The sequence below is a fragment of the Lachnoclostridium sp. An196 genome (genome assembly GCF_002160135.1).
GTDB lineage: Bacteria > Bacillota > Clostridia > Lachnospirales > Lachnospiraceae > Hominiventricola > Hominiventricola avistercoris.
Map to the genome: position 1 here is coordinate 1 of NZ_NFJZ01000008.1, position 21,538 is coordinate 21,538.

The following is a 21,538-nucleotide window of genomic DNA, read 5'->3' on the forward strand; positions in this document are numbered from 1 at the left end:
TTTACCAAAACTCTTTCTCATTGTCAAGAACTTTTTTATTTTTTCTTGAACCGTTTTGGCTTCTTTGCTTACCCCTTTCGGAGTCAGCTCGATTATAATACCACTGCTTCCGAGGAATGTCAACACCTTTTTTAAACTTTTAGAAAAAATAAAATTCCAAACAAAAGCAGCAGGTTATTTTCATATAAAGAGCTCATCCAAGCGCTGCTCCGTACCAACCCGCTTACGGCTTCTCCCCAGGAAGTCCCGCTGAACACCATCAGAAGCAGAAAGAACACCCATAAGGTCAAAATCTGTTGAAAAAGCCCGAAACAGGCGCCGGCCAACCGGTTTAAAAGGCTAAGCCCGGGTACCTTCACAAGCGCTTCCAATGGAATGAATATCAGGCGGAGCAGAAATCTTGCTACTACATAAGTCACAACCACCGAAAGGATCCGGGCCGCAAACAATGTTACATATTCTGCCGCCTGTTCTTTCAGTCCGGAAAGGAACAGCGTCTGATAAAGATCTCCGCCGTCTTCCAACAGATGATCCAGTCCCATTGTCTCCGGAAGAACTCCGCGGAAGAAAATTTCTACAGAAGGGGAGGCTATATATACGATCACCAGGGCAGCCAGGGTGATGGCCAGCGACATTCCTTTTTTTATCAAACCTTTTTTATAACCGTCCCAAATACCAAGTCCCAGGAATACCGCCCCCAGAATATCTGCCAGATTCAAAGCCATCTTATGTCCTCCTGCTATTTTAAACGAATCTGATCCGTCCGTGATGCATGCATGAGAATAAATCTCTGATTGCCGGAAAGTGTATAGAGATTCGATATAGATTCGTCAAATGTCGTCGTAAAGAAAACCGTCCCACTCCTATTAATCATGAGACATTCAAACTCATTGTAAATTAATATATTGGCGCCGGAAAATTTTAAAGTACCATAATCCAGATCAAATTCCGTCTCGAATTCCATGTTCCCCTGGGTGTTATAGACGCGCAGAGCATGAGCCTGCTCCTGCCCCGGCAATACAAGTCCTACCGCGTCGTCAGAATAAAATACACTCTCCACCTCCCGATCAAGGGGAATTTCCTGTACCAGTTCCGGGATCTGGGATCCCTCATACAAAAGAAGCGATGTAGTTCCCACCGCAAAGCAGTGAGTGGCATCTACATATTTCACACTGGGAACCACTGCACCTTCCAGCGTCCTGGCCGCCACCAGGTGGTCTTCATAGTTTTCACCCACAGAGCCAAAATTATAAAATGCCAGATAAGTATTTACGGTTCCGTTTTGTATCTGCAGGAACGACACTGCCAGCTTCGCGGCGTCAGAACTCAAAGACATCTGCACCGGATACCCTGTATCCTGGAGGTCAAAATGAGAGGTCACCAGTTCTTCTCCTTCACTGCTGTACAAATTCAGACGCATGGCTTCTCCGTCCTCCAGAAGGCAGGCCAGCACACCCTGGGAGGATACAGAGATACTTCGGATAGGAAGCAGCGTCTGAAAGCTTCCTAAAAGACCGTCCGCGCTGAATACCATGGCTTCTGTCCCATTCTCGTCCGCCACCGCCGCACTGTTTCCGCATATATCTACCATGGGATTCTGCATATTATAGGTCTGACTCCATACCAGATTGTTGGAAGAGTCAACACAAGAGATTCCATCCCGGCTGTATTTCAGCACATATGTTCCAAATTCCGTATACTGTGTCATCACTGTATCTGAACGCTCAAAGCTTCTTACCACCTCGTACACGTCATATGTTCTGTGCTGCAGCCCGATCTGGATTCCCCATGCGAACAGCACCGCCAGGCAAACTATCGCTGCTGCGATGCCAATATTGCGCAAATGATGCCTGCGCAGATTTTTATTGTACTGTTCCATATCCGGATCTGTGTTTGACCCTTTTTTCAATAACTGAATGCTCATGCTGTTCTCCCGCTTTTCGAGATGCTGATCTTTAGTATAACACTTTCCCCATGATTATGGAAGCAGTATCACCTGGCCTTCATAGATTTTATCTCCGTCATCCAGCTGATTCAGTTCGCAGACCTGCGCTACCATATCTTCGTTTCCATACCGGTCCCGGCAGATCTCCAGAAGCGTGTCTCCTGCCTGAACCATATATGATTCAGGTTCCTGCACAGCCTGGGACATGGCCTCCTGTACTTCCTCTTCCGGTTCCGGCTGTGCCGTCGGTTCCTCTGCCGGGATCTCCTCTGTCGGATTCTGAGTTTCCGCAGATTCTTCCGCCGGCCGGGCGTCTTCCGGAACGGTTTCTTCTGCAGTTGCTGTTTCTTCCGGAGCCGGCGTTTCCGCAGATATCTCTTCCGGCGGAGTCTCCTCAGAAACAGCTGCGGAGGCTTCTTCTGTATCTGCCCCGCCCTGTCCGTCCGATGCCTGCGCCATCTCCAGCGCCTGCCTGTTCTCCTCCTCCGCCGCCGCTTCCAGAGAAGTATCTTCTTCCAGATTTTCGGACAGCTGATAGATCGCATCTTCCATATTTACCATGCGGTCATAATTATTGATCATAGTGATGCCGATCACCAGAATCACCATCACCAGGAATGTAGACGCCGTATAAAGAAAAGCCAGCATTTTTCTCTGGCCGTTCTGTTCCCGTTTCTCCTGCATGACATTGCGGAATTTGGCCGCCGCCTGATCTTTGATCATTCCCTCGGGTTCTATTCCGATCCCGCCGCGTTTCTGGCTCATATAGGCCTGCATGGGATCATTTCTTTCATAATATATATAATAACCGCTAAGAGGCGCAGGTCCCGACGCACTGCCTGCGTAAAATATCTCTTCATTATCCAATACGTCCATCTGAAAAAATACATATCTGTCTCCTGAGAAGTTTCTCAGATGCAGTGTTTTCATCTCCTCTGTCAGTACCGGCGGAAATCCCGGATTAGACAGGAACCACCCCACCACGTCCATTCCTTCATACCAGTCCTGAATGTCCTGGAAGATTTTTCTCCAATGTTCATTCGAAAACCAGCCGCGGATTTCCCGTCCCATCTCCAATTCCAGCGCTCCCTGAATATAGATTCTGGAGCCCTCCTCTGCATGTCCCACCAAAATAGCTGTTTTCATACAAGTCAGGTTCGCCTCTGCAAGCTGGTGCAGATATGTATATGCATAATCCTCTATATAAATCCTGGTCCCGGCTCCGGGCTCCCCGATCTGCCTCACGTTTTTGGGGACTTTCCGTTCTTCCTTCGTATCTTTCCGTTCCACCAGATCCATCATCTTGTCCACCTCCGTTTTGCTCCCATCGTAGCACAGAAGGTTTTTTCTTTTTGGCGAAACGAGTCCGCAAATCCCCTTTTCTCTTCGACAAAAACTGCTGTCAGTATGAACGGTTCTTTAAAATACTCTCCAGATCCATGGAAGTGTCATAATAAGTCTCTTCCACATAACGGATTTTTTCCACCGGTTCTCCCCGTTCCAGACTCTGAATGATCTCTTCTACCTCCGGTCCCAGGAGCGGATTGCATTCAAACGCCGCGTTGATCTCTCCCTTCACCATCGCTTCCAGCGCCGCCTGCATTGCGTCAAAACAGATAACGATCATATCTCCGTCCGGCCCGCAGGTCCGTCCGGCTTTCTGAATCGCATCCACCGCTCCGAATGCCATATTGTCATTCTCGCAGACTACCGCGTCGATGTCATCATAGGCTTCCAGGAATTGTTCCATCACTTCCTCTCCCTTTGCCTGCGTGAAATCTCCCGATTGGCGGTCCAGCATCTTCCAGTTCTCATGCTCTTCCATGACCCGGGCAAAGCCTTCTGTCCTTCCGATCTGAGCAGTAGATCCCAGTGTCCCCTGCAGCGTTACGATCCTTATTTCCTCTTTCCCGCGTCCCCGGTTTTCTAAATAGGCGCTCAGCCACTCGCCGGCCCGCTCTCCCTCCGCCGTAAAATCGCTGCCCACCCAGCAGGTATACAGATCTTCATTTGCCGTTTCTATCGAACGGTCCGATAATATTACCGGAATTCCGGCATCCTTTGCTTCCTGAAGCACTCCGTCCCATCCAGTTTCCACAATCGGGTCAAGCACGATATAATCCACTTCCTGCAAAATGAAGTTACGGACTGCTTTCAGCTGATTTTCCTGTTTTTGCTGTCCGTCCTCATACAGCAGGTAATATCCGTTTTCCTCCGTAAATGTTTCCTGGAGGGAAGCCGTATTCGCCATTCTCCAGTCAGACTCCGATCCCACTTGGGAAAATCCCACGACGATATATTCATCACTGACCTCCGCCAGTTCTTCATATGGGAGGAGTCCCTCGGTCTGCTCCGCCTGTTCGGCGCAGCCGCACACTGCGCCGGCCGCAGCCGCAGCTGTCAAAAGCAATAACCAGGTTTTTTTCATCCTTATCCCTCTTTTTCTCTTTTTACCTTACTATACTTGAGCCAGAGCCATTCCGCAAGAAAAATCCGCATGGAATCCTCTCGGACTTCCATGCGGACACAGAAATTTCTGTATAATTTATTTTTTGCTTTCCTTGAGCTTCGCAAAGATACTCTGCAGCACAATAAAGAAGCACAACAGAGCTGCTACAGCGATATTGGACCAGGAACTCAAAAGTTTACCGTTGGTCTTTACCAGCGTGGAAATCGTACCATTGATCAGCACGCCAAAGAAGGAACCGATCACATTACCCACACCGCCGGTCAGCAGCGTGCCGCCGATAACTGCGGAAGAGATCGCATCCATTTCCAAGCCAAGTGCCTGCTGCACACTTCCGGACATAGTGTTCAGGCAGTAACAGATACCGCCGATAGAACAGAGGAAGGAAGAAAGCATGTAAGCTTTCAGCTTCGTTCTTTTTACATCCAGTCCCATCATGGTTGCAGACTGTTCATTGCCTCCTACTGCATAAAGACTGCGTCCAAATTTCGTATAACGCAGCATCAGGAATACAACAACCAACACAACCAGCGCGATCAGTACCGTAACACGGATAAATGGAATCTGAAGGATACCTTTGTTATTAACATAGCCGCCAAACGGAATCTCGAATTTCATATTCGCCAGGTTTACAAAAAACTGATTTGTACTGATGGACACCTGATCCGTACTGATCACCGCCGTCATACCTCTGGCGAAGAACATACCCGCCATGGTAACGATGAACGGCTGAATCTCCAGATAACCGATGCAGAAGCCCTGCACTGCGCCAAAAACCAAACCGATCACAAGTACCAGCACACAGAGCAGCGGAGCATTCATCCCCCACCGTTCCATTCCCACTGCAAGGAACATACAGTCCATGGCGATCAGAGAGCCGACCGAAATATCAATGCCGCCGGTCAGCATGACACAGGTCATGCCGCATGCCACGCAGAGAAGGCCCGCATTGTTGATCAGCACATTCAGGAAAGTCTGCAGGTGAGTAAAGCCTTTATCGGCATATATCACACACCCGGCTATGTACATCACGAAGAACAGCGCGATCGTAATCAGCAGGAGCAGAGTATTGCTGTTTATCTTTTTTGCTTTCATGCCGCAGCCCCTCCTTTCGCCAACGCTTTTTTCGCCGACCGTTTCTTCATGTACGCTTTAAACGGCGGAGCCTGAATCGTTACGATAATGATGACGATGATTGCCTTGTATACCGGAGCCACATCCGAGGATACGCCCAGCGCATACAGCGTCGTCGTAATTGCCTGAATCGTATAAGCGCCTATAATGGAACCTGCCAGGTTAAATTTACCTCCGCCCAGGCTGTTGCCGCCCAGCGCCACGGACAAAATCGCATCCAGCTCATAGTTCAGACCGATGTTATTGGAGTCTGCGGAGCTGATACGGGAAGATGCCACTACACCTGCAATACCTGCGCAAAGACCGCATACCAAATAGCACAGGAAAATAATCCGGGAAGAATTCAAGCCCGCAATACGGGATGCCTTCTTGTTAATACCTACGCTCTGGATATACAGGCCCAGCGCGGTTTTCTTCAGGAGCACCGCTACAATTGCCACGCAAACCGCCGCAATGATAATCGGAGTCGGGATAAATCCCAGATATCCACCGATGGCTTTGAAAGAATCCTCACGCACATACACGATCAGGTTGTTGCAGAGCAGCAGACCGATCGCACGCGCCGCCGAATACAGAATCAGCGTCGCCACCATGGGCTGTACGTTCAGATACGCCACCAAAAATCCATTAAACGCGCCGCAGACGCACGCCAGCAGAATACCGCCCAAAACGCCCGCGATCAGCGGCATAGCCAGTTCTGTCGTGGAAGATACGCCATATCCTGCCAGCAGCATACAGCAGAAAGAAGCTGCCAGAGACATGACGGAACCCACGGAAATATCCGTACCTGCCGACGCGGACACTACCAGCGTCATGCCAATGGCAAGTATCGCAATCTCACTTCCTCTGTTCAGGATGTCGATCAGACGTCCGTACAGGACTCCGTTCCGGACAGAAATCGTGAAAAAGTTTAACGCAAAATTTCCGGAAGCCACATCATACAGGATGTTGACCGCCATAACCAGTATCATACAGAATATAGGCAGGAATAACCGCATTCCTGTAATCTTTTTAATCTTACTCATCAGAGCCACCTCCTGCGATTGCCTTCATCACGCTCTCCTGAGTCAGACTCTCCGTAATCTCTCCCACTTTCTGTCCGTCACGCAGGACGGCCATCTTGGTACAGGTACGGAGCATCTCTTCGATCTCGGAAGAAATGAAGATCAGGCCCTTGCCTTCTTTTGCCAGTTTCAGCACCAGTTTCTGGATCTCAGTCTTCGTACCTACGTCGATACCACGGGTCGGTTCGTCCAGAATCAGGAAATCCGGATCTGTCGCCAGCCATCTCGCCAGGATCACCTTCTGCTGGTTGCCTCCGGAGAGCTGTTTGATCAAAGTCTCACGGCTCGCCGTCTTGATCTGCAGCATTTCGATGTATTTATCCGCCAGCTCAATCTGTTCCTTCATCGGAAGCAGTTTGAAGATACCTCTTTTCGCCTGCAAAGCCAGAATGATATTCTCACGCACGGACAGGTCTCCGATAATGCCTTCTGCTTTCCGGTCGTCCGGCAGAAGACCCATGCCCAGATTCATGGCGTCGATCGGCGCATTGATCTTTGCTTCTTTTCCTTTTACCTTCAGCGTACCGGTCTGATTCTTATCTGCGCCGTAGATCACGCGGGCCAGTTCGCTTCGTCCGGATCCCAGAAGTCCGGTCAGACCGACCACTTCACCCTTGTGGATCTGAAGGTCGAACGGCTTGATCGTTCCTTTATGGCTCATACCCCGTGCATCAATCAAAATATCATCATCCGTAAATACCGGAGATTCGTCAGACTTAATAGCGGCCAGGTCATCGAAATCCTTACCCATCATGGCTGCCACCAGTTTCACGCGCGGCAGGTCCGCAATCGGATACTCTCCTACCAGCTGGCCGTTACGCAGCACGGTAATACGGTCGCATACCGCATATACCTGCTCCAGGAAATGGGTAACGAAGATGATGCCTACACCCTTGTCTTTCAGCTGGTTCATCAGCTTAAACAGTTTCTCCACCTCGTGATCATCCAGAGAGGAAGTCGGTTCGTCAAGAATCAGAACTTTACAGTCCATATCCACGGCACGTGCGATCGCGATCATCTGCTGCAGCGCCAGAGAATACTCTTCCAGATTCTGAGTCACATCAATATTCATATCCAGATCCTTCATGATCTGTTCTGATCTTTTCACCATAGCCTTCCAGTCAATGGTGCCAAGTTTCGTCTTCGGCTCCCTGCCGATGAACAGGTTCTCCGCCACACTCAGGTTCGGGCAGAGGTTTACCTCCTGATATACGGTGGAAATGCCTTTCTTCTGCGCGTCCAGCGTAGAATGGTTTACCACCGGTCCGTCGATGCCGTCCACATGGATTTCCCCCGCCTCAAAGGCGTTGATTCCGGTCAGGCATTTGATCAATGTGGACTTTCCTGCACCGTTCTCGCCCATCAGCGCATGGATTTCTCCTTTTCGCAGCGTAAAATCCACGTTGTCAAGGGCTTTCACACCAGGAAAGGTCATCGTTATGCCGCGCATGGTCAATACTACATTATTGTCCATAAGTTCATACCCTTTCGTTTAAGAAGGGGAGACCCGTGTATTGAGCCTCCCCATTTCCAGTTCCCATTCTCAATTTTCTCTGCGGAACATCATCCGCAGATCCAGCCGTTGGTAATTAGAAAGGACGAGCGTCGATCAGTTCCTGCGTAACAACCGTCATCTCTTTAGTCTCTCCATTTACCTCGATCGTCGGAACGTTGTCTTCGCTTGCGAAGCAGCTTTCCTCTACGAAGATCTCAGCTTCCGGAGTCTCGCCGGCTGCCAGTGCCTGGATAACTTCTTCTACCATCGGAGCTGCCATCGGGTTGCACTCGAATACTGCGTTGATGTCGCCAGCCAGGCAGTAGTCAAGAGCGGTTCTGCATCCGTCGAAGGATACCAGGATCACATCGCCGTCAACACCGTAGGAAACGCCTGCTGCGGTCATAGCGTCCATAGCGCCGAATGCCTCGTTATCGTTCTGGCAGATTACTACGTTGAACTGTCCTTCATAGGACTTGCAGTAAGACTCCATAACAGTCTGTCCGCCTTCCTGCGTGAAGTCACCGGTCTGAGAATCGATGATGTTCCATCCTTCTCTTTCTGCAATCTCATTAAAGCCTTCCGTACGTCCGATGGTTGCGGATGCGCCGGTGCTTCCCTCGATTACCAGGATATTCAGTTCGCTGATGCCTTTCGCTTCTGCGTAAGCTTTCAGCCACTCGCCTGCTGCAAGACCCTCTGTCTTGAACTCGGATCCTACCCAGGATACATATTTATCAGAATCGTCAATGGTACGGTCGATTACGATAACCGGGATGCCCGCATCCTCGCACTCGGTCAGGACTGTATCCCATCCGGTGGAAACAATCGGGTCGATGATGATGTAATCTACCTGCTGCTCGATGAATCCACGAACTGCCTCAAGCTGTACAGCGGAGTCATTGTCACAGTCTACAAACTGCAGGTCATATCCGTTCTCTGCGGAGAATACATCCTGGCAGGACTGGGTAGAAGCGGTACGCCAGTCAGACTCATGTCCAACCTGAGCGAAACCAATGGTGATCACATCTCCGTCCGCTGCTGCATCATCCGTAGCTGCTGCGTCATCCGTAGCTGCCGCATCGTCTGCAGCTGCCGTATCCTCCTCTGTCGTAGCCGCTGCATCAGAGCTGGTGTCGGTGGAGCTGCTGCTTCCGCATCCAACTGCCATGGTAGCTACCATTGCTGCGCATACCAGTACGCTTACAACTTTTCTTTTCATTGGAAAAACCTCCCTATGTAATTTTGTTTTGCCGTCCTCGGCTCTGATAATAGAATACAACAGTTTGTCCAGACGTGAAACAGAATTCTTTCGGGAATAAGTACGTTTTTTTACTAATTTTTGAACAAACTATGAACAAAAGTTAGTTTTTTTCCGAAGAAAGTTTATTTTGTTACGGCAGGAATCGTCACCCGGGATTCCGTCCACTCTCCATACAGGCTGTCAATCTCCAGTCCGTACTCAATACCATAATTCAGCTGCAGGCGCTGCCATACATTAAACAGTCCGAATCCCGACGACTGGTCTTCCGACTGGACTTCCCCTCGAATCATCTGCCTGACCTGCGCCAGCCGTTCCTGAGTCATGCCGATCCCATCGTCCCACACCCGGAATACCAGTTTTTCGCCGTCCAGTTCCCCCGTCACGCGAATATGACCCAGCCCCCGTTTGTTTTTTATTCCATGGTAAAGCGCGTTCTCTACCAATGGCTGCAGCGTCAGTTTCAAAATCATAAATTCATCCAGTTCTGCGGGGATCTGAATTTCATATTTCAGGATATCCCGGTAACGGAACTGTTGAATCTCCAGATAGCTTCGAATGTGCGACTCCTCTTCTCTAACTGTGATATAATCTCTTCCTTTGCTCAAAGTTGTACGGAAAAAGTTGGACAATGTCGATACCATCCACACCACTTCCTCTTTTTTCCCCGCCTCTGCCAGCCAGACAATCGTGTCAAGGGTATTGTAAAGAAAATGCGGATTAATCTGCGCCTGAAGAAGTTTCAATTCTGTGGCTCGAAGATTAAGCTGCTCCACACGGATGTCTTCTACGAGTTTCCCGATCTCTTCTACCATCCGGTTAAAACTGGATCCCAGGACAGCCAGCTCATTATTGCTGTCCTCACTGGCACGTACCGCAAAATCTCCCTTTCCCGCCTGCCTTGTCACTTCGCAGAGACGCTGAATCGGCTGTGTAATATCCAATGTAATCTTACGGCTGATCAAAAGCGCCCCTACCAGGATGAACGTATACACCACCACGCTCATCCGCAGGGCTGTCACCACATCTCCCCGGATCTCCTCACGAAGTGCCTGCAGATTGGTTGCCTCATAATAAATATACCTCTGGATCTGATCCTGGATCAATTCTGTCAGTATCCGGATATTCATATCCAGCCGCTCCATATTTTCATCGTAGGAACCGCTTACCAGAGCATCATTTTCGATCTCTTCAACCCGGTCTTCCAGAGAATTGAGACTCTTCAGTATACCGTTCAGACAGTTTCTGGCATAATCCGCATCCGCTTTGTCATAAAGCTGCCGGAAGTCTTCTCTCGCTTCCTCGATCATCACATACGGCTGTTCCGTATCTACCAGTTCTTCCGCCCGCTCCGAGTTGACCACAATGATATACATCAGATAATCCATATCTTCTTTAAACGTCAGGTTATAGGCGTTTGCCATGGTAATATTCGAAACGATACCGTCATATCGCGATGAGAAACGATTCATCAACAGAAGGAGATAGACAATCATTATTGTCAGAGGAATGAGACATACCAACAAGAGCATATTCAGGCGCTGCTTTAAAAAAGACTTTTTTCCTCCCATTTTTCCTCCTACGCGCCTGCGCGGTATTCTCTCGGCGTACATTCCTGCGTCTTTTTAAATAAATAACTGAAATAATGAGGATCCTTGTATCCTACCGCGTACGCAATCTCCGAGGTTTTCATAGACGTACTGCGCAAAAGCCCTTTGGCTTTTTCCATCCGCACCGAAGTCAGATACTCGATAAATGTCTGTCCCATCTCCTGGCTGAAAATCGTGCTGAAATGATTCGGGCTCAGGTTCACGCTGGCCGCCACAGTATTCAGGGAAATATCCTCATTATCAAAATGTTGCTCAATATAGTGCCGGGCATCCTGCAGCAGCGTCCGGTATTTCTGACTCGACGCTTTTTCCCTCAGATCAATGACCGTCTGAAATACCTTTTCAAGATATTCTTTTGTCTGTTCTACTGTTGAAAGCTCTGCCGTCATCTTCTGAAAATCTCCGCACCGTTTCACCAGATCCTCGGTCCCGTATCCCAGCTGTTCAAGTACTGACACTGCGGCAAAATACATATCCATGGTCACGTACTGGCGGAATAAAAGCGACTGTACATTCCGGTCTCCCAGACTGGCCATATACTCGTCAATAAAATGCCCCACTTCTCCTTTTAAACCGACCTTCAGAAAATTCACCACGATCCTGCGGTCCAGTTTCTCCACGTTCAGAGAGTTCAACGACAGCTCCTCATCCACCGTATCCTCTTCCGGCGCGTTGTCGCTGAAAATAATCCGGTTGCGTTTTTTCAGGTACCGGTACGCAAATGCACGGCTGGCTTCTTCAAAACATTTTCCCAGTTCGCTCAGACGTCCCACCGGCTGCCCCACGCCTCCAAAATACTCAATCTCCGTATGTCCCCGGAATACCTGCGTAAGGTGTTCCAGGAATTCCATCTGTATCCGCTCCAGATCTATTTCCTCGGTTTCTTTCAGGATGAATGCCCATCCCTCTACGCCCAGTTCTATCATCAATATCTCGTCGGAATTCTCTGTCATATCCTCGATGGCCGTCGTAACCGCGTTCTGCTCCTCTGAATAACCTTCTACTTTTCCTTCTGAAAAGATCTGGAACAGCACAATATTGTATCGCTTTGCCGCCAGTTCCATACCGACCTCGCGGCCTTCTTTCAGCAATTCGGACACCGGACGTTTCCCGGATATCAAACTCCGGAAAAACTTCTGACGGGCAAGCTGGGCGTTTTCCGTCCGTTCCTTTTCAAAGGTCTGCAGGAATTCCCGCTGCTGCCGTTCTTCCAGAATCACTTTCTCTACTTTTTTTACCGCTGCCAGAAGCTGCGCGCCGGAAACAGGTTTTACCAGATAGTCGGTGATCCCGATATTAATGGCTTCTTTTGCATACTCAAACTCATCATAGCCGCTCAGAATGATGATTCGGATATCCGGCATCTCCTGCTTGATCAGGCGGCTCAGTTCCAGGCCATCCATAAACGGCATCTTAATATCTGTAATTAAAATATCAGGTCTGGTCTTCTGGATCAAAGGGTATGCCAGTTCTCCGTCACTGGCCTCGCCTGCGAATTCAAACCCCTCCTCTGTCCAGTTGATATTATTTTTGATGCCTTCCCGCATCACGATCTCATCTTCTACCAAAAACACTTTCAGCATGCTGACTCCCGAACCTTTTTATTCATAAAAAGGGCTGCCCCGGCAACCCTTTTCACTTTCTTCTTATCTGAATTTATATACTGTCGTCGTATGATACGGCTGTCCCGCGTCAAACACCGGCTGCCGAAATCCCGGCGTATTGATACTGTTTGGAAAATACTGGGTCTCCAGGCAAAGCGCGCAGCGCTTATCGTAAGAAGCTCCGCCTTTTCCCTTCTGCGGCGTAATACAGTTGCCCGCGTAAAACTGCACTCCCGGAAGGTCGCTGTACACTTCCATAACGCGGCCTGCCTTCGGATCTTCCACCTGCGCGATCTTTTCCAGTTTGCCGAACTCCGTATCCAGGGCCCAGTTGTGATCATATCCCTGCACCATCGTCAGCTGTTCCCAGTCTGCATTGATCTCATCGCCGATTCTCTTCGCCCTGCGGAAATCCATCGGCGTTCCTTCCACCGGAAGGATCCTGCCTGTGGGAATCGCTCCCGGCAAAATCTCCGTAAACCCGCTTGCGTTGATCGTGAGCATCTCGTCTTCAATACTTCCCGCGTCATGGCCGGCCAGATTGAAATAGCTGTGGTTCGTCAGATTTAAAAGTGTCTTTTTATCGCTGACGCCGTCATATGTAATCTGGATCCCATTATCCGGCAGCAGCGTGTAGGTCACGGAGATCCGTACATTCCCCGGAAATCCGTTTTCTCCGTCCGGGCTCTCATAGGAAAATTTCACGGCATTCGCCCCTTCGTCCGGTTCCGCCTTCCACATTACCTTATGAAATCCGCGCTCATGGTCCGTATGCAGGTTGTTTCCGTTCTCATTGGCCGCCAGCTCGTATCTCGTCCCGTCGATTTCAAAAGACGCCCCGCCGATCCGGTTGGCGCTCCTTCCGATGACCGCGCCGAAAAAGCAGCCGTTCTCTTCATAGTCTTCCAGGCGGTCATATCCCAGCACCACATCCGTCTTTTTGCCGTCCGCGTCCGGGAGCAGAAGGCTCACCAGAATCGCCCCGAAGTCCGTGACCGCGGCTTCCATGCCGTTTTCATTTTTCATGGTGTACAGATACGCCTGCGCTCCGTTCTTTGTTACTCCAAATTCTTTCTTCGTAATCATGACATCCCCGCTCCTTAACTAAAGCTCCACGCGTCCTTCCAGGGCGCGCAGCAATGTGACTTCGTCGATATATTCCAGGTCTCCGCCCACGGGCACGCCGCTGGCGATCCTGGTTACTTTGATCCCCGTAGGTTTGACCAGTTTGCTGATGTACATGGCGGTGGTCTCTCCTTCCAGGCTGGAATTGGTGGCGATGATCACCTCGTCCACGTCCTTTTCCAGCCGGTGCATCAGTTCCTTCAGCCGGATATCCCCCGGTCCGATGCCCAGCATAGGCGAGATCGCGCCATGGAGCACATGGTAAACCCCGTCGTATTTCCCGGTCTTCTCATAGGCGCTCATATCCCTGGGATTCTCCACTACCATGATGACCTTCTGGTTCCGTTTGGGATTGCTGCAGACCGGGCACAGTTCCTGATCCGTCAGAGTCAGGCACTGCCGGCAGTAACGGATCGTATTCCTGGCCTTTACCATAGTGTCCGCCAGCTTCTCCACCCGTTCCTTCGGCATATCGATAATGTGAAAAGCCAGCCTCTGCGCTGTCTTTGTCCCGATTCCCGGAAGCGACGACAGCTGTTCGATCAGCTGGCTGATCTGGCTGCTGTAGTATTCCATCAGAACGGGAATCCTCCGCCCAGACCGCCGGTCAGCTTCGCCATGCTGGCCGCGGACGCCTCGTCCGCTTTGCGCAGCGCTTCATTTACTGCCGCCATGACCAGATCTTCCAGCATCTCCACATCGTCCGGATCCACAGCTTCCGGATCCAGTTTCACTTTCGTCACTTCTTTTTTGCCCGTCACCGTCACTTCCACGGCTCCGCCTCCGGCCGCGGACGTGAATTCCGCGGCTTCCAGTTCCTTCTGGCTTTCTTCCATCTGGCGCTGCATCCGCTGTGCCTGTTTCATCAGATTATTCATGTTTCCGGGCATACCGCCTCCTGGAAATCCTCCTCTTTTTGCCATTCCTGTATCCTCCTGTCATCCTTCTATCTCTATTTCCATGTCTATGGAATCGCTCAGATCGTCCATGTCGATCCACGGCTCCTGTGATCCTGCGTCCGTCTGCGGCGTGCGCACCTGTACCCGGATATCCATCTGGAATTCCTGTGCCGCCGTCTGTTCGATCTCCTCTGCCAGCGCCTGCTCGTCTACCGCGTAATCCCTGCAGAGAATGATCTGTACTCCGCTGTGATCCGGCAGTTCCCGGAAACCGGCGTTTTTCAAAACCTGTCTCGCCCAGGAGCCGGTTTTTTTGCGTATCTCCTGAAAACGATCAAGAAACATTTTGATATCTGCCGGAAGCAGCTCCGGCGAAATCTTCCTTTGTTCTCCGGAAGGAACCTCCTCGTTTCCCCCCGGGTCTTCTCCCCGATTCTCCTGCGCGGAGACCGGGATTCCCTGCACCATCCGCTTCTCCAGATCCGAAAGTCTCTGAAGGATGGAATCATAATTCGGTTCCATGGCCGGACGGCAGAGTCTGACCAGCGCCATCTCCACCATCACGCGCTTCTGTGTGGCGTAGCGGATCTGTCCGGACAGCTCGGAAAAAATCCGGATATAGCGCATCAGCTCTTCCAGTTTTACCAGCCGCGCCTCCTCTCTCATCCGCGCCAGATTCTCGTCCGACACATCGATCACCGCCTCCATCTCTCGCCCGTTTTCCAGCATCAGGAGATTGCGCAGATACCAGATAAAGTCCGTGACAAACTGGGACAGTTCCCTGCCCTGCAAGATAATCTGGTCCAGCTCCCGGATCACGGACTTCAGGTCCCTGGCACAGATTTTCCGGAAAAATCCGCTGAATACATCCATGTCTACGGCGCCCAGGACATCCAGCACATGGTCATAAGTGAGTTTCTGCCCCAGATAGAACGCGATACACTGATCCAGAAGACTCAATGCGTCGCGCATGGAACCGTCCGCGGCTTTCGCGATATATTCCAGCGCCCTTTTTTCCACTTCCACCTGCTCTTTTTCCATCAATTCCCGCAGCCGTCCAGCGATCGTCTCTACGGTGATCCTGCGGAAATCATATCTCTGACAGCGGGACAGGATCGTGATCGGAATCTTATTGGCCTCCGTAGTCGCCAGTATGAAGATCACATAGGAAGGAGGTTCTTCCAACGTCTTCAGAAGCGCGTTGAAAGCTCCGATAGAAAGCATGTGAACCTCGTCAATAATATAGACCTTGTACTTGCCTTCCGTAGGAGAATACGCCACCTCTTCCCGGATTTCCCGGATGTTGTCCACACCGTTATTGGACGCCGCATCGATCTCGATCACATTCATGGACGTACCTGCGGCGATCGCACGGCAGGACGCGCACTCTCCGCACGGATTCCCGTCCACCGGATGTTCGCAGTTCACTGCCCTGGCAAAGATCTTCGCGATGGTCGTCTTTCCGGTTCCTCTGGTTCCGCAGAACAGATAGGCATGCCCGATGCGGTCAGCGCAGATCTGGTTCTTCAATGTTGTCACAATATGATCCTGACCCTTTACATCCGAAAATTCCGCCGGGCGGAATTTTCGGTACAATGCAGTATAGGACATGTCTATTTGCTCCTTTTTTTAATCGCCAAAACTGATGCCGATACGTTTTGCTTCCTTGATGATGCCCGCGTTCGGATCCACCATCTTGAGTTTTCCTGCCACGTCTCCCAGCGGCACCTTACAGGTCTCTCCATTTACGATGCCCACCATATAACCGTACTTTCCTGCAATGATAAGCTCTGCCGCTTTGGAACCCAGTCTGGTGGAGAGCACGCGGTCATACGGATTGGGGGAACCGCCTCTTTGCATATGTCCCGGTACGGTCACTCTTACATCTGCGCCGGTCCGCTTCTGGATCTCGTCCGCCAGTTCATAGGATACCGATGGGTACTCATAATTCTCCAGTTTCTTCTTGTATTCTTTCTTGGACAGCTTCGCGTCCTGTTTGGAAATCGCTCCTTCTGCCACAGCCAGAATTGTAAAGCCTTTCTTCGCGCGGTTTCTTTTCGCGATAGCGTCGCAGACCTTATCAATATCATAAGGAATCTCCGGAATCAGCACGATGTCCGCCCCGCCCGCGATGCCGGCATGCAGGGTCAGCCATCCTACTTTATGGCCCATTACTTCCACGATAAACACCCGTCCATGGGACGCCGCCGTGGTATGAATACAGTCGATACAGTTCGTGGCGATATCCACCGCGCTCTGGAAACCGAAGGTCATATCTGTCCCCCAGATATCATTGTCAATGGTCTTGGGAAGATGGATGATATTGAGTCCTTCCTCGCGCAACAGGTTCGCGGTCTTCTGCGTGCCGTTGCCTCCCAAGATCACCAGGCAGTCCAGTTCCAGCCTGCGGTAGTTCTGCTTCATTGCCGCCACTTTATCCAGTCCGTTCTCATCCGGGACTCTCATGGTCTTGAAAGATTCCCTGGAGCTTCCCAGAATCGTTCCGCCTTTTGTCAGGATACCTGAAAAATCCCTGGGGGTCAGATGGCGGTACTCATTGTAGATCAGACCTTTATATCCCTCTTCAAATCCATACAGCTCCACTTCCATCCCCAGCTCATTGTACAGCGCCTTGGCCACGCCCCTCATGGTAGCGTTAAGCGCCTGGCAGTCTCCGCCGCTGGTCAAAAACCCTACTTTTTTCATAACCCGTATCTCCTTTACACTTTATAATTTTCCGCACCCCGGCGCGAATCGGCCAAGTTGTCCCGCCGCCGGTCATGATATGCTGTTATTATACCCTAATCGCGGGGTTTTCACAAGTGCGGATGACCGTTTTGGCCCTTACAACCCCCGGATATCCGAACGAGGCGTCCTCAAAGCTGCCGTACGGCAAACGCCGTACCTCAGGGCAGCTTCAGAACGCCTCGTCGACTGAATCTGTAATTGTATTTTATATTTTTTATAATCCGTGCATCCTGCTTTGAACAGCCGGACCGGAACGTTACCTGCGCAGCCAGCTCAGCCCAGGCACCCTTGCGGCACACAGGAGGTCCCGCTTAGTGCTGCTTTGTTCCCAACCTGACACGGTTCACAGGTTCCTGTTGCGCAAGACCCAGGCATCAGCGCCGCTTACGCAGGGCAGCTTCCGACCGGACAGCCCGAGGCAGGATATCACCCCTACTATGGCGGATTGTAGGTACAGGGCCCCGCCAATTCCCCGGCTGCACGGAAATCTTATGACGACATAAAATTAAATGCCTGTACAGTATAGCCTGTTCCGGAAGATTTGTCAAATCGAACCTTTACTTTTTCTGTTCCGGATCCACGCCGCAAGGAACGGTACTGCAAAGAGCACCGCTTTGCAGATATTGTCGGCAATCATGCAGTACCACACCGCGCGCAGCCCCAGACCCCAGACGCGGACGCACAGGAAGGTGCTGAAGATGCGCACGCCCCACATGCCGAAGGTCTCCACCCCAAACGCGTAGCGGGTCCTGCCCAGTCCGTAGAAGATTCCCTCCAGGACGATCATCAGGCCGAAGAACGGTTCCGACAGGGCAACGATGCGCAGCATCTCACCGCCCAGTTCTACCACCGCGGTGCTGGGCGTGAACAGACTCATAAGCGGATAAGCCCCTATATACAGGATAACGCCGCTGACGCACATGATGCCCAGCGTCAACAGGACACTGAGTTTTCCTACCGCAGCGATCTTCTCATCGTCCTTCTCGCCTCTGGCCGTCCCGATCAGGGCAGAAGTGGCGGTACGCAGGCCATATCCCGGCACATAAAAGATCGTCTCCGCCGTCACCGCGATAGAGTGGGCGGCAAACACCGTCGTACCCATTCCGGAGACCAGACTGGCGAACACCACATAACCCAGGCAGGAGACCACACTGGTCCCCAGCACCGGAGATCCTACAGCCGTACATTCTTTCAGCAGTTCCGGTTCCGCCGAGAACGTATTCCATTTCCAATGCAGTTCCTGCTTCCGGCGGTAGACCAGATACATCAGGATTCCCGACATCATATAGGAAACGGCAGAAGAGATCGCCGCTCCGGCGACGCCCAGACCCATAGGATAGATCAGGATATAGTTCAGGATAATATTCAGGATGTTGGCGGCCACGCTGATCAGCATGGGCGTCTTCGTATCCTGTACCGCCCGCAGCGCGTCTCCCAGCACGGAACCGGCCGTCCGGAATACCATGGGGATACTGACAATAAAGAAATACCGGGACGCCTCGGCGCGGATCCCCGGATCTGCTCCCATCCATCCCGGAATATACGGACTCAGCACGACAGAAAGGCCGCCCAGCACAAGGCCGGACAGCACAGACAGCAGCAGTGCCTGCTGCGACAGTTTTTCCACTTGTTTCTGATCTCCCGCCCCGGATGCGCGGGAGATCAGGATCAACATTGCGGTGCCGATGGCTCCCGGAACACTGTTGACCAGCCAGGTGATGGTGGTGGTCGTGCTCACCGCCGCCGTAGCTTCCTCTCCCAGCCGTCCCACCATGGCAGTATCCACGTACTGAAGCAGAGTCGACAGGATCTCTTCTATAATGGTGGGAATCGACAGCACCAGGAGCCGGGATGCATGCTTTCTCATGCTCTCCTGGTACCTCCGATCAGGATCTCTCCTTTTGCGTGCTCATCATCTCTGATGATCTCTCCCACAGACGGAACACTGATATGCCCCGCATACGGGTTTTTGATACTGAGCACCGGCGTAAGCACGGTTGCCTCCACTTCTGATCTTTCAAACGCCAGATCCGTATCGATCATTTCACAGTTAATCAGTTTCAGATTCTTACAATAGCACAGCGGCTGTGTCCCGATAATCTTGCAGTTCTCAAAGGTCACATCTTCGCAGTACCATGCCAGATATTCCCCTTTTACCACGCTGTTTCTCACCAGCACGTGCTTTGCGTGCCAGAACGCGTCTTTGGTGTCGAATTCACAGTTCTCAAAAACCGAATTCTCAATATACTGGAAAGAGTATTTCCCTTTCATATGTACGTTCTCAAAATTCAGATGTTCCGAACGCATCATGAAATATTCACTTTCTGCCGTGCAGTCCTTCATACGGATCCCCCGTACAGACCAGCCGAATTCCGGAGAAACGATATCGCAGTTCTCCAGGGACGCATCCGCGCACTCCCTCAGAGCCTTGATGCCGTGCATCTTTGTTCCGGTGATCTCCACATGATCCGTGTACCACAGGGCCGCGCGGCATAATTCTGTCATCTCCGAATCGCTGATCTTCAGCCCGTGCACATGCCAGAACGGATACCGCAAATTAAAAAAACAGTGCTCCGCCCGGATATCCGCACATTCCTTAAAAGCGCTCTCCCCGTCTGCCGGTCCGTCAAAAGCGCAGTCTTTTACCAATATATCCCTGCTCCCATAGAGAGCTCTCTCTTCGTCAAAAGTCTGATTCTGTATTGTCTTCAATCTCAACGCCTCCAATCTTTACGCTGCTATTTTATGACAAGAATCAGAAAATGACAAATACCTATTGTCGATAGCGTTGTATAGATAAAATGTATGGAAATGGGATCCCCGGTGCCTATATGGTTATTTTTATATTTTTATGTGCGGAAATAAATCATACAGATTATGCCCAAGCATTTTATCATATTTTTCTTTCAGTTTCAGCGACTCTACAATGTGGTAATGCGTATTCTCATGAACTCCTTTCCGTACCAACAAATCGATCAGTCTTTTTTCCATCGTCATGGTCTCGAACAGGCACATGAGATCGCATAGATTAATAATCTCCTCATAAGTATTATAATGATGTTCCCGCAGTTTCTCACAGCGCAACGGATGTTTCTTAGGGATTCCTCCCGCCTCACAGGTGTAATCTCCATTGATATAAGAATGGGTCATACAAATCCAGGCATCCTGCTCATCGATCCCCTGCTCCAGTAGATAATTGAATCCCAGAACGTCATGCCATTCCACATCTTTCTCATTAAGATGCTTTCCTATGTCATGCACATATCCCAGTGCTCTGGCATAATCCGGGTCCTCCAGTCCAAGTGCTTTCGCGATCACCGCAGCCGTATCTCCCACACAGATACTGTGACGGATAAATCCATCATTTTCAACTGTTTTTTTTGCATGTTCCAATAACTCTTTTGCCTTATCCAATGTCAATCTCATAATTTATCCTTCTTTCTTCTATTAGATTTCATGTATAAATCTTATGCCTTCAATCTTTCCGATCTCTTCCAGCACTTCCTGATGCTTCTGTCTTTTTCCAAAGTCCAATTCCACAATAGCACATATGTCTTTTTTATACCATTTATATTCCGCTCTTCTTGTAAGGTTTTTTACCTGAATCTGACGCTCCGAGAGGAAATCCAGGAGCCGGATCATAAACCGTTCATCCGCTCCTTCAATGCAAAGCTTCATATAACGGGAATTTCCAATTATTACACTGTCAAACAGAGTGTACAACCCTGAAAACCCACATACCATAACGGTGCCGGCTATAGCTCCAAAATAAAATCCTGACCCTATTGTTATGCCCAGGGCAGCCGTCACCCAAAGCGCTGCTGCCGTAGTCAGCCCTTTGACCTGGTTCGCTCCCGTGACCATAATCGTACCGGCTCCCAGAAACCCAATACCGCTGATGACCTGAGCAGCCATCCTGGCCGCATCTCCGCTTCCGCCCGAAACATAAATCATAATATATTCGTTCGTCACCATTACCATGGTGGCTCCAATGCACACCAATGAGAAAGTTTTCAGACCTGCCGGACGTCCCTTCAACCCTCTCTCAAATCCGATGATGCCGCCGCAGATCGCCGCACAGAACAAACGAACCAGGACAGAGATTAAAAAAGATTCTGTGGTATCTCCGGTCAAGCCCATTAACATATCGCTCATACCTTCACCTCCCAAATACTTCACTATTGGT

The 21,538-nt window shown here is 50.6% G+C and carries 19 protein-coding genes and 1 other RNA gene; all 20 read right to left on the minus strand.

Annotated elements, in window-relative coordinates:
* Positions 1-131: 131 nt before the first annotated feature.
* Complete coding sequence (locus B5F29_RS10040) at positions 132-725, minus strand: CvpA family protein (RefSeq protein ID WP_087154505.1); 594 nt, start codon at positions 723-725, stop codon at positions 132-134.
* Between the two features lie 14 nt (positions 726-739).
* Positions 740-1,924, minus strand: a complete 1,185-nt coding sequence (locus B5F29_RS10045; protein WP_087154506.1) for a DUF5711 family protein — start codon at positions 1,922-1,924, stop codon at positions 740-742.
* 54 nt (positions 1,925-1,978) lie between these two features.
* Positions 1,979-3,247 carry a LysM peptidoglycan-binding domain-containing protein gene (locus B5F29_RS10050; RefSeq protein ID WP_087154507.1) on the minus strand — a complete coding sequence of 423 codons (1,269 nt, stop codon included), beginning with the start codon at positions 3,245-3,247 and terminating at the stop codon, positions 1,979-1,981.
* A gap of 100 nt (positions 3,248-3,347) precedes the next feature.
* Positions 3,348-4,373, minus strand: a complete 1,026-nt coding sequence (locus B5F29_RS10055; protein WP_087154508.1) for an ABC transporter substrate-binding protein — start codon at positions 4,371-4,373, stop codon at positions 3,348-3,350.
* A 117-nt stretch (positions 4,374-4,490) separates the two neighbouring features.
* Complete coding sequence (locus tag B5F29_RS10060; RefSeq protein ID WP_087154509.1) at positions 4,491-5,507, minus strand: ABC transporter permease subunit; 1,017 nt, start codon at positions 5,505-5,507, stop codon at positions 4,491-4,493.
* The gene (locus tag B5F29_RS10065) at positions 5,504-6,571 is read right to left on the minus strand and encodes an ABC transporter permease (RefSeq protein WP_087154510.1); all 1,068 of its coding nucleotides are present in this window, start codon (positions 6,569-6,571) and stop codon (positions 5,504-5,506) included. The genes B5F29_RS10060 and B5F29_RS10065 overlap by 4 nt, the downstream gene beginning before the upstream one ends.
* The gene (locus B5F29_RS10070) at positions 6,564-8,084 is read right to left on the minus strand and encodes a sugar ABC transporter ATP-binding protein (protein ID WP_087154511.1); all 1,521 of its coding nucleotides are present in this window, start codon (positions 8,082-8,084) and stop codon (positions 6,564-6,566) included. Before B5F29_RS10070 ends, B5F29_RS10065 begins: the two co-directional genes overlap by 8 nt.
* 115 nt (positions 8,085-8,199) lie before the next feature.
* Positions 8,200-9,327: an ABC transporter substrate-binding protein gene (locus tag B5F29_RS10075; protein WP_087154512.1), complete on the minus strand. Its 1,128-nt coding sequence runs from the start codon at positions 9,325-9,327 to the stop codon at positions 8,200-8,202.
* Positions 9,328-9,491: 164 nt separating this feature from the next.
* Positions 9,492-10,937 carry a sensor histidine kinase gene (locus tag B5F29_RS10080; protein ID WP_087154513.1) on the minus strand — a complete coding sequence of 482 codons (1,446 nt, stop codon included), beginning with the start codon at positions 10,935-10,937 and terminating at the stop codon, positions 9,492-9,494.
* A gap of 8 nt (positions 10,938-10,945) precedes the next feature.
* Positions 10,946-12,559, minus strand: a complete 1,614-nt coding sequence (locus tag B5F29_RS10085) for a response regulator (protein ID WP_087154514.1) — start codon at positions 12,557-12,559, stop codon at positions 10,946-10,948.
* A 63-nt stretch (positions 12,560-12,622) separates the two neighbouring features.
* Positions 12,623-13,666 carry an aldose epimerase family protein gene (locus tag B5F29_RS10090; RefSeq protein ID WP_087154515.1) on the minus strand — a complete coding sequence of 348 codons (1,044 nt, stop codon included), beginning with the start codon at positions 13,664-13,666 and terminating at the stop codon, positions 12,623-12,625.
* An 18-nt stretch (positions 13,667-13,684) separates the two neighbouring features.
* Positions 13,685-14,281: a recombination mediator RecR gene (gene recR / locus B5F29_RS10095; RefSeq protein ID WP_087154516.1), complete on the minus strand. Its 597-nt coding sequence runs from the start codon at positions 14,279-14,281 to the stop codon at positions 13,685-13,687.
* Positions 14,281-14,628: a YbaB/EbfC family nucleoid-associated protein gene (locus B5F29_RS10100; protein WP_087154517.1), complete on the minus strand. Its 348-nt coding sequence runs from the start codon at positions 14,626-14,628 to the stop codon at positions 14,281-14,283. The genes recR and B5F29_RS10100 overlap by 1 nt, the downstream gene beginning before the upstream one ends.
* 15 nt (positions 14,629-14,643) lie before the next feature.
* Positions 14,644-16,215, minus strand: coding sequence for a DNA polymerase III subunit gamma/tau (gene dnaX, locus B5F29_RS10105; protein ID WP_087154518.1), 1,572 nt, complete (start codon positions 16,213-16,215; stop codon positions 14,644-14,646).
* An 18-nt stretch (positions 16,216-16,233) separates the two neighbouring features.
* Positions 16,234-17,310: a 6-phosphofructokinase gene (locus B5F29_RS10110; RefSeq protein ID WP_087154519.1), complete on the minus strand. Its 1,077-nt coding sequence runs from the start codon at positions 17,308-17,310 to the stop codon at positions 16,234-16,236.
* 263 nt (positions 17,311-17,573) lie between these two features.
* Positions 17,574-17,836, minus strand: an RNA gene (ffs, locus tag B5F29_RS10115) — signal recognition particle sRNA large type.
* A gap of 60 nt (positions 17,837-17,896) precedes the next feature.
* The gene (locus tag B5F29_RS10120) at positions 17,897-19,219 is read right to left on the minus strand and encodes an MATE family efflux transporter (protein WP_087154520.1); all 1,323 of its coding nucleotides are present in this window, start codon (positions 19,217-19,219) and stop codon (positions 17,897-17,899) included.
* Entirely contained in the window at positions 19,216-20,064 is an 849-nt protein-coding gene (locus tag B5F29_RS10125) for a DUF3737 family protein (RefSeq protein ID WP_087154521.1), read from the minus strand. Before B5F29_RS10125 ends, B5F29_RS10120 begins: the two co-directional genes overlap by 4 nt.
* Positions 20,065-20,193: 129 nt before the next feature.
* The gene (locus B5F29_RS10130; protein ID WP_087154522.1) at positions 20,194-20,778 is read right to left on the minus strand and encodes an HDIG domain-containing metalloprotein; all 585 of its coding nucleotides are present in this window, start codon (positions 20,776-20,778) and stop codon (positions 20,194-20,196) included.
* A gap of 21 nt (positions 20,779-20,799) precedes the next feature.
* A complete protein-coding gene (locus B5F29_RS10135; RefSeq protein WP_087154523.1) occupies positions 20,800-21,507 on the minus strand; it encodes an MgtC/SapB family protein in 708 nt (235 codons plus the stop codon).
* Positions 21,508-21,538: the final 31 nt, after the last annotated feature.

Excerpts from the sequence above, each read along its gene's own strand:
- B5F29_RS10040 (WP_087154505.1), bottom strand. The coding sequence starts at position 725 with ATGGCTTTGAATCTGGCAGATATTCTGGGGGCGGTATTCCTGGGACTT.
- B5F29_RS10045 (WP_087154506.1), bottom strand. The coding sequence starts at position 1,924 with ATGAGCATTCAGTTATTGAAAAAAGGGTCAAACACAGATCCGGATATG.
- B5F29_RS10050 (WP_087154507.1), bottom strand. The coding sequence starts at position 3,247 with ATGATGGATCTGGTGGAACGGAAAGATACGAAGGAAGAACGGAAAGTC.
- B5F29_RS10055 (WP_087154508.1), bottom strand. The coding sequence starts at position 4,373 with ATGAAAAAAACCTGGTTATTGCTTTTGACAGCTGCGGCTGCGGCCGGC.
- B5F29_RS10060 (WP_087154509.1), bottom strand. The coding sequence starts at position 5,507 with ATGAAAGCAAAAAAGATAAACAGCAATACTCTGCTCCTGCTGATTACG.
- B5F29_RS10065 (WP_087154510.1), bottom strand. The coding sequence starts at position 6,571 with ATGAGTAAGATTAAAAAGATTACAGGAATGCGGTTATTCCTGCCTATA.
- B5F29_RS10070 (WP_087154511.1), bottom strand. The coding sequence starts at position 8,084 with ATGGACAATAATGTAGTATTGACCATGCGCGGCATAACGATGACCTTT.
- B5F29_RS10075 (WP_087154512.1), bottom strand. The coding sequence starts at position 9,327 with ATGAAAAGAAAAGTTGTAAGCGTACTGGTATGCGCAGCAATGGTAGCT.
- B5F29_RS10080 (WP_087154513.1), bottom strand. The coding sequence starts at position 10,937 with ATGGGAGGAAAAAAGTCTTTTTTAAAGCAGCGCCTGAATATGCTCTTG.
- B5F29_RS10085 (WP_087154514.1), bottom strand. The coding sequence starts at position 12,559 with ATGCTGAAAGTGTTTTTGGTAGAAGATGAGATCGTGATGCGGGAAGGC.
- B5F29_RS10090 (WP_087154515.1), bottom strand. The coding sequence starts at position 13,666 with ATGATTACGAAGAAAGAATTTGGAGTAACAAAGAACGGAGCGCAGGCG.
- recR (WP_087154516.1), bottom strand. The coding sequence starts at position 14,281 with ATGGAATACTACAGCAGCCAGATCAGCCAGCTGATCGAACAGCTGTCG.
- B5F29_RS10100 (WP_087154517.1), bottom strand. The coding sequence starts at position 14,628 with ATGGCAAAAAGAGGAGGATTTCCAGGAGGCGGTATGCCCGGAAACATG.
- dnaX (WP_087154518.1), bottom strand. The coding sequence starts at position 16,215 with ATGTCCTATACTGCATTGTACCGAAAATTCCGCCCGGCGGAATTTTCG.
- B5F29_RS10110 (WP_087154519.1), bottom strand. The coding sequence starts at position 17,310 with ATGAAAAAAGTAGGGTTTTTGACCAGCGGCGGAGACTGCCAGGCGCTT.
- B5F29_RS10120 (WP_087154520.1), bottom strand. The coding sequence starts at position 19,219 with ATGAGAAAGCATGCATCCCGGCTCCTGGTGCTGTCGATTCCCACCATT.
- B5F29_RS10130 (WP_087154522.1), bottom strand. The coding sequence starts at position 20,778 with ATGAGATTGACATTGGATAAGGCAAAAGAGTTATTGGAACATGCAAAA.
- B5F29_RS10135 (WP_087154523.1), bottom strand. The coding sequence starts at position 21,507 with ATGAGCGATATGTTAATGGGCTTGACCGGAGATACCACAGAATCTTTT.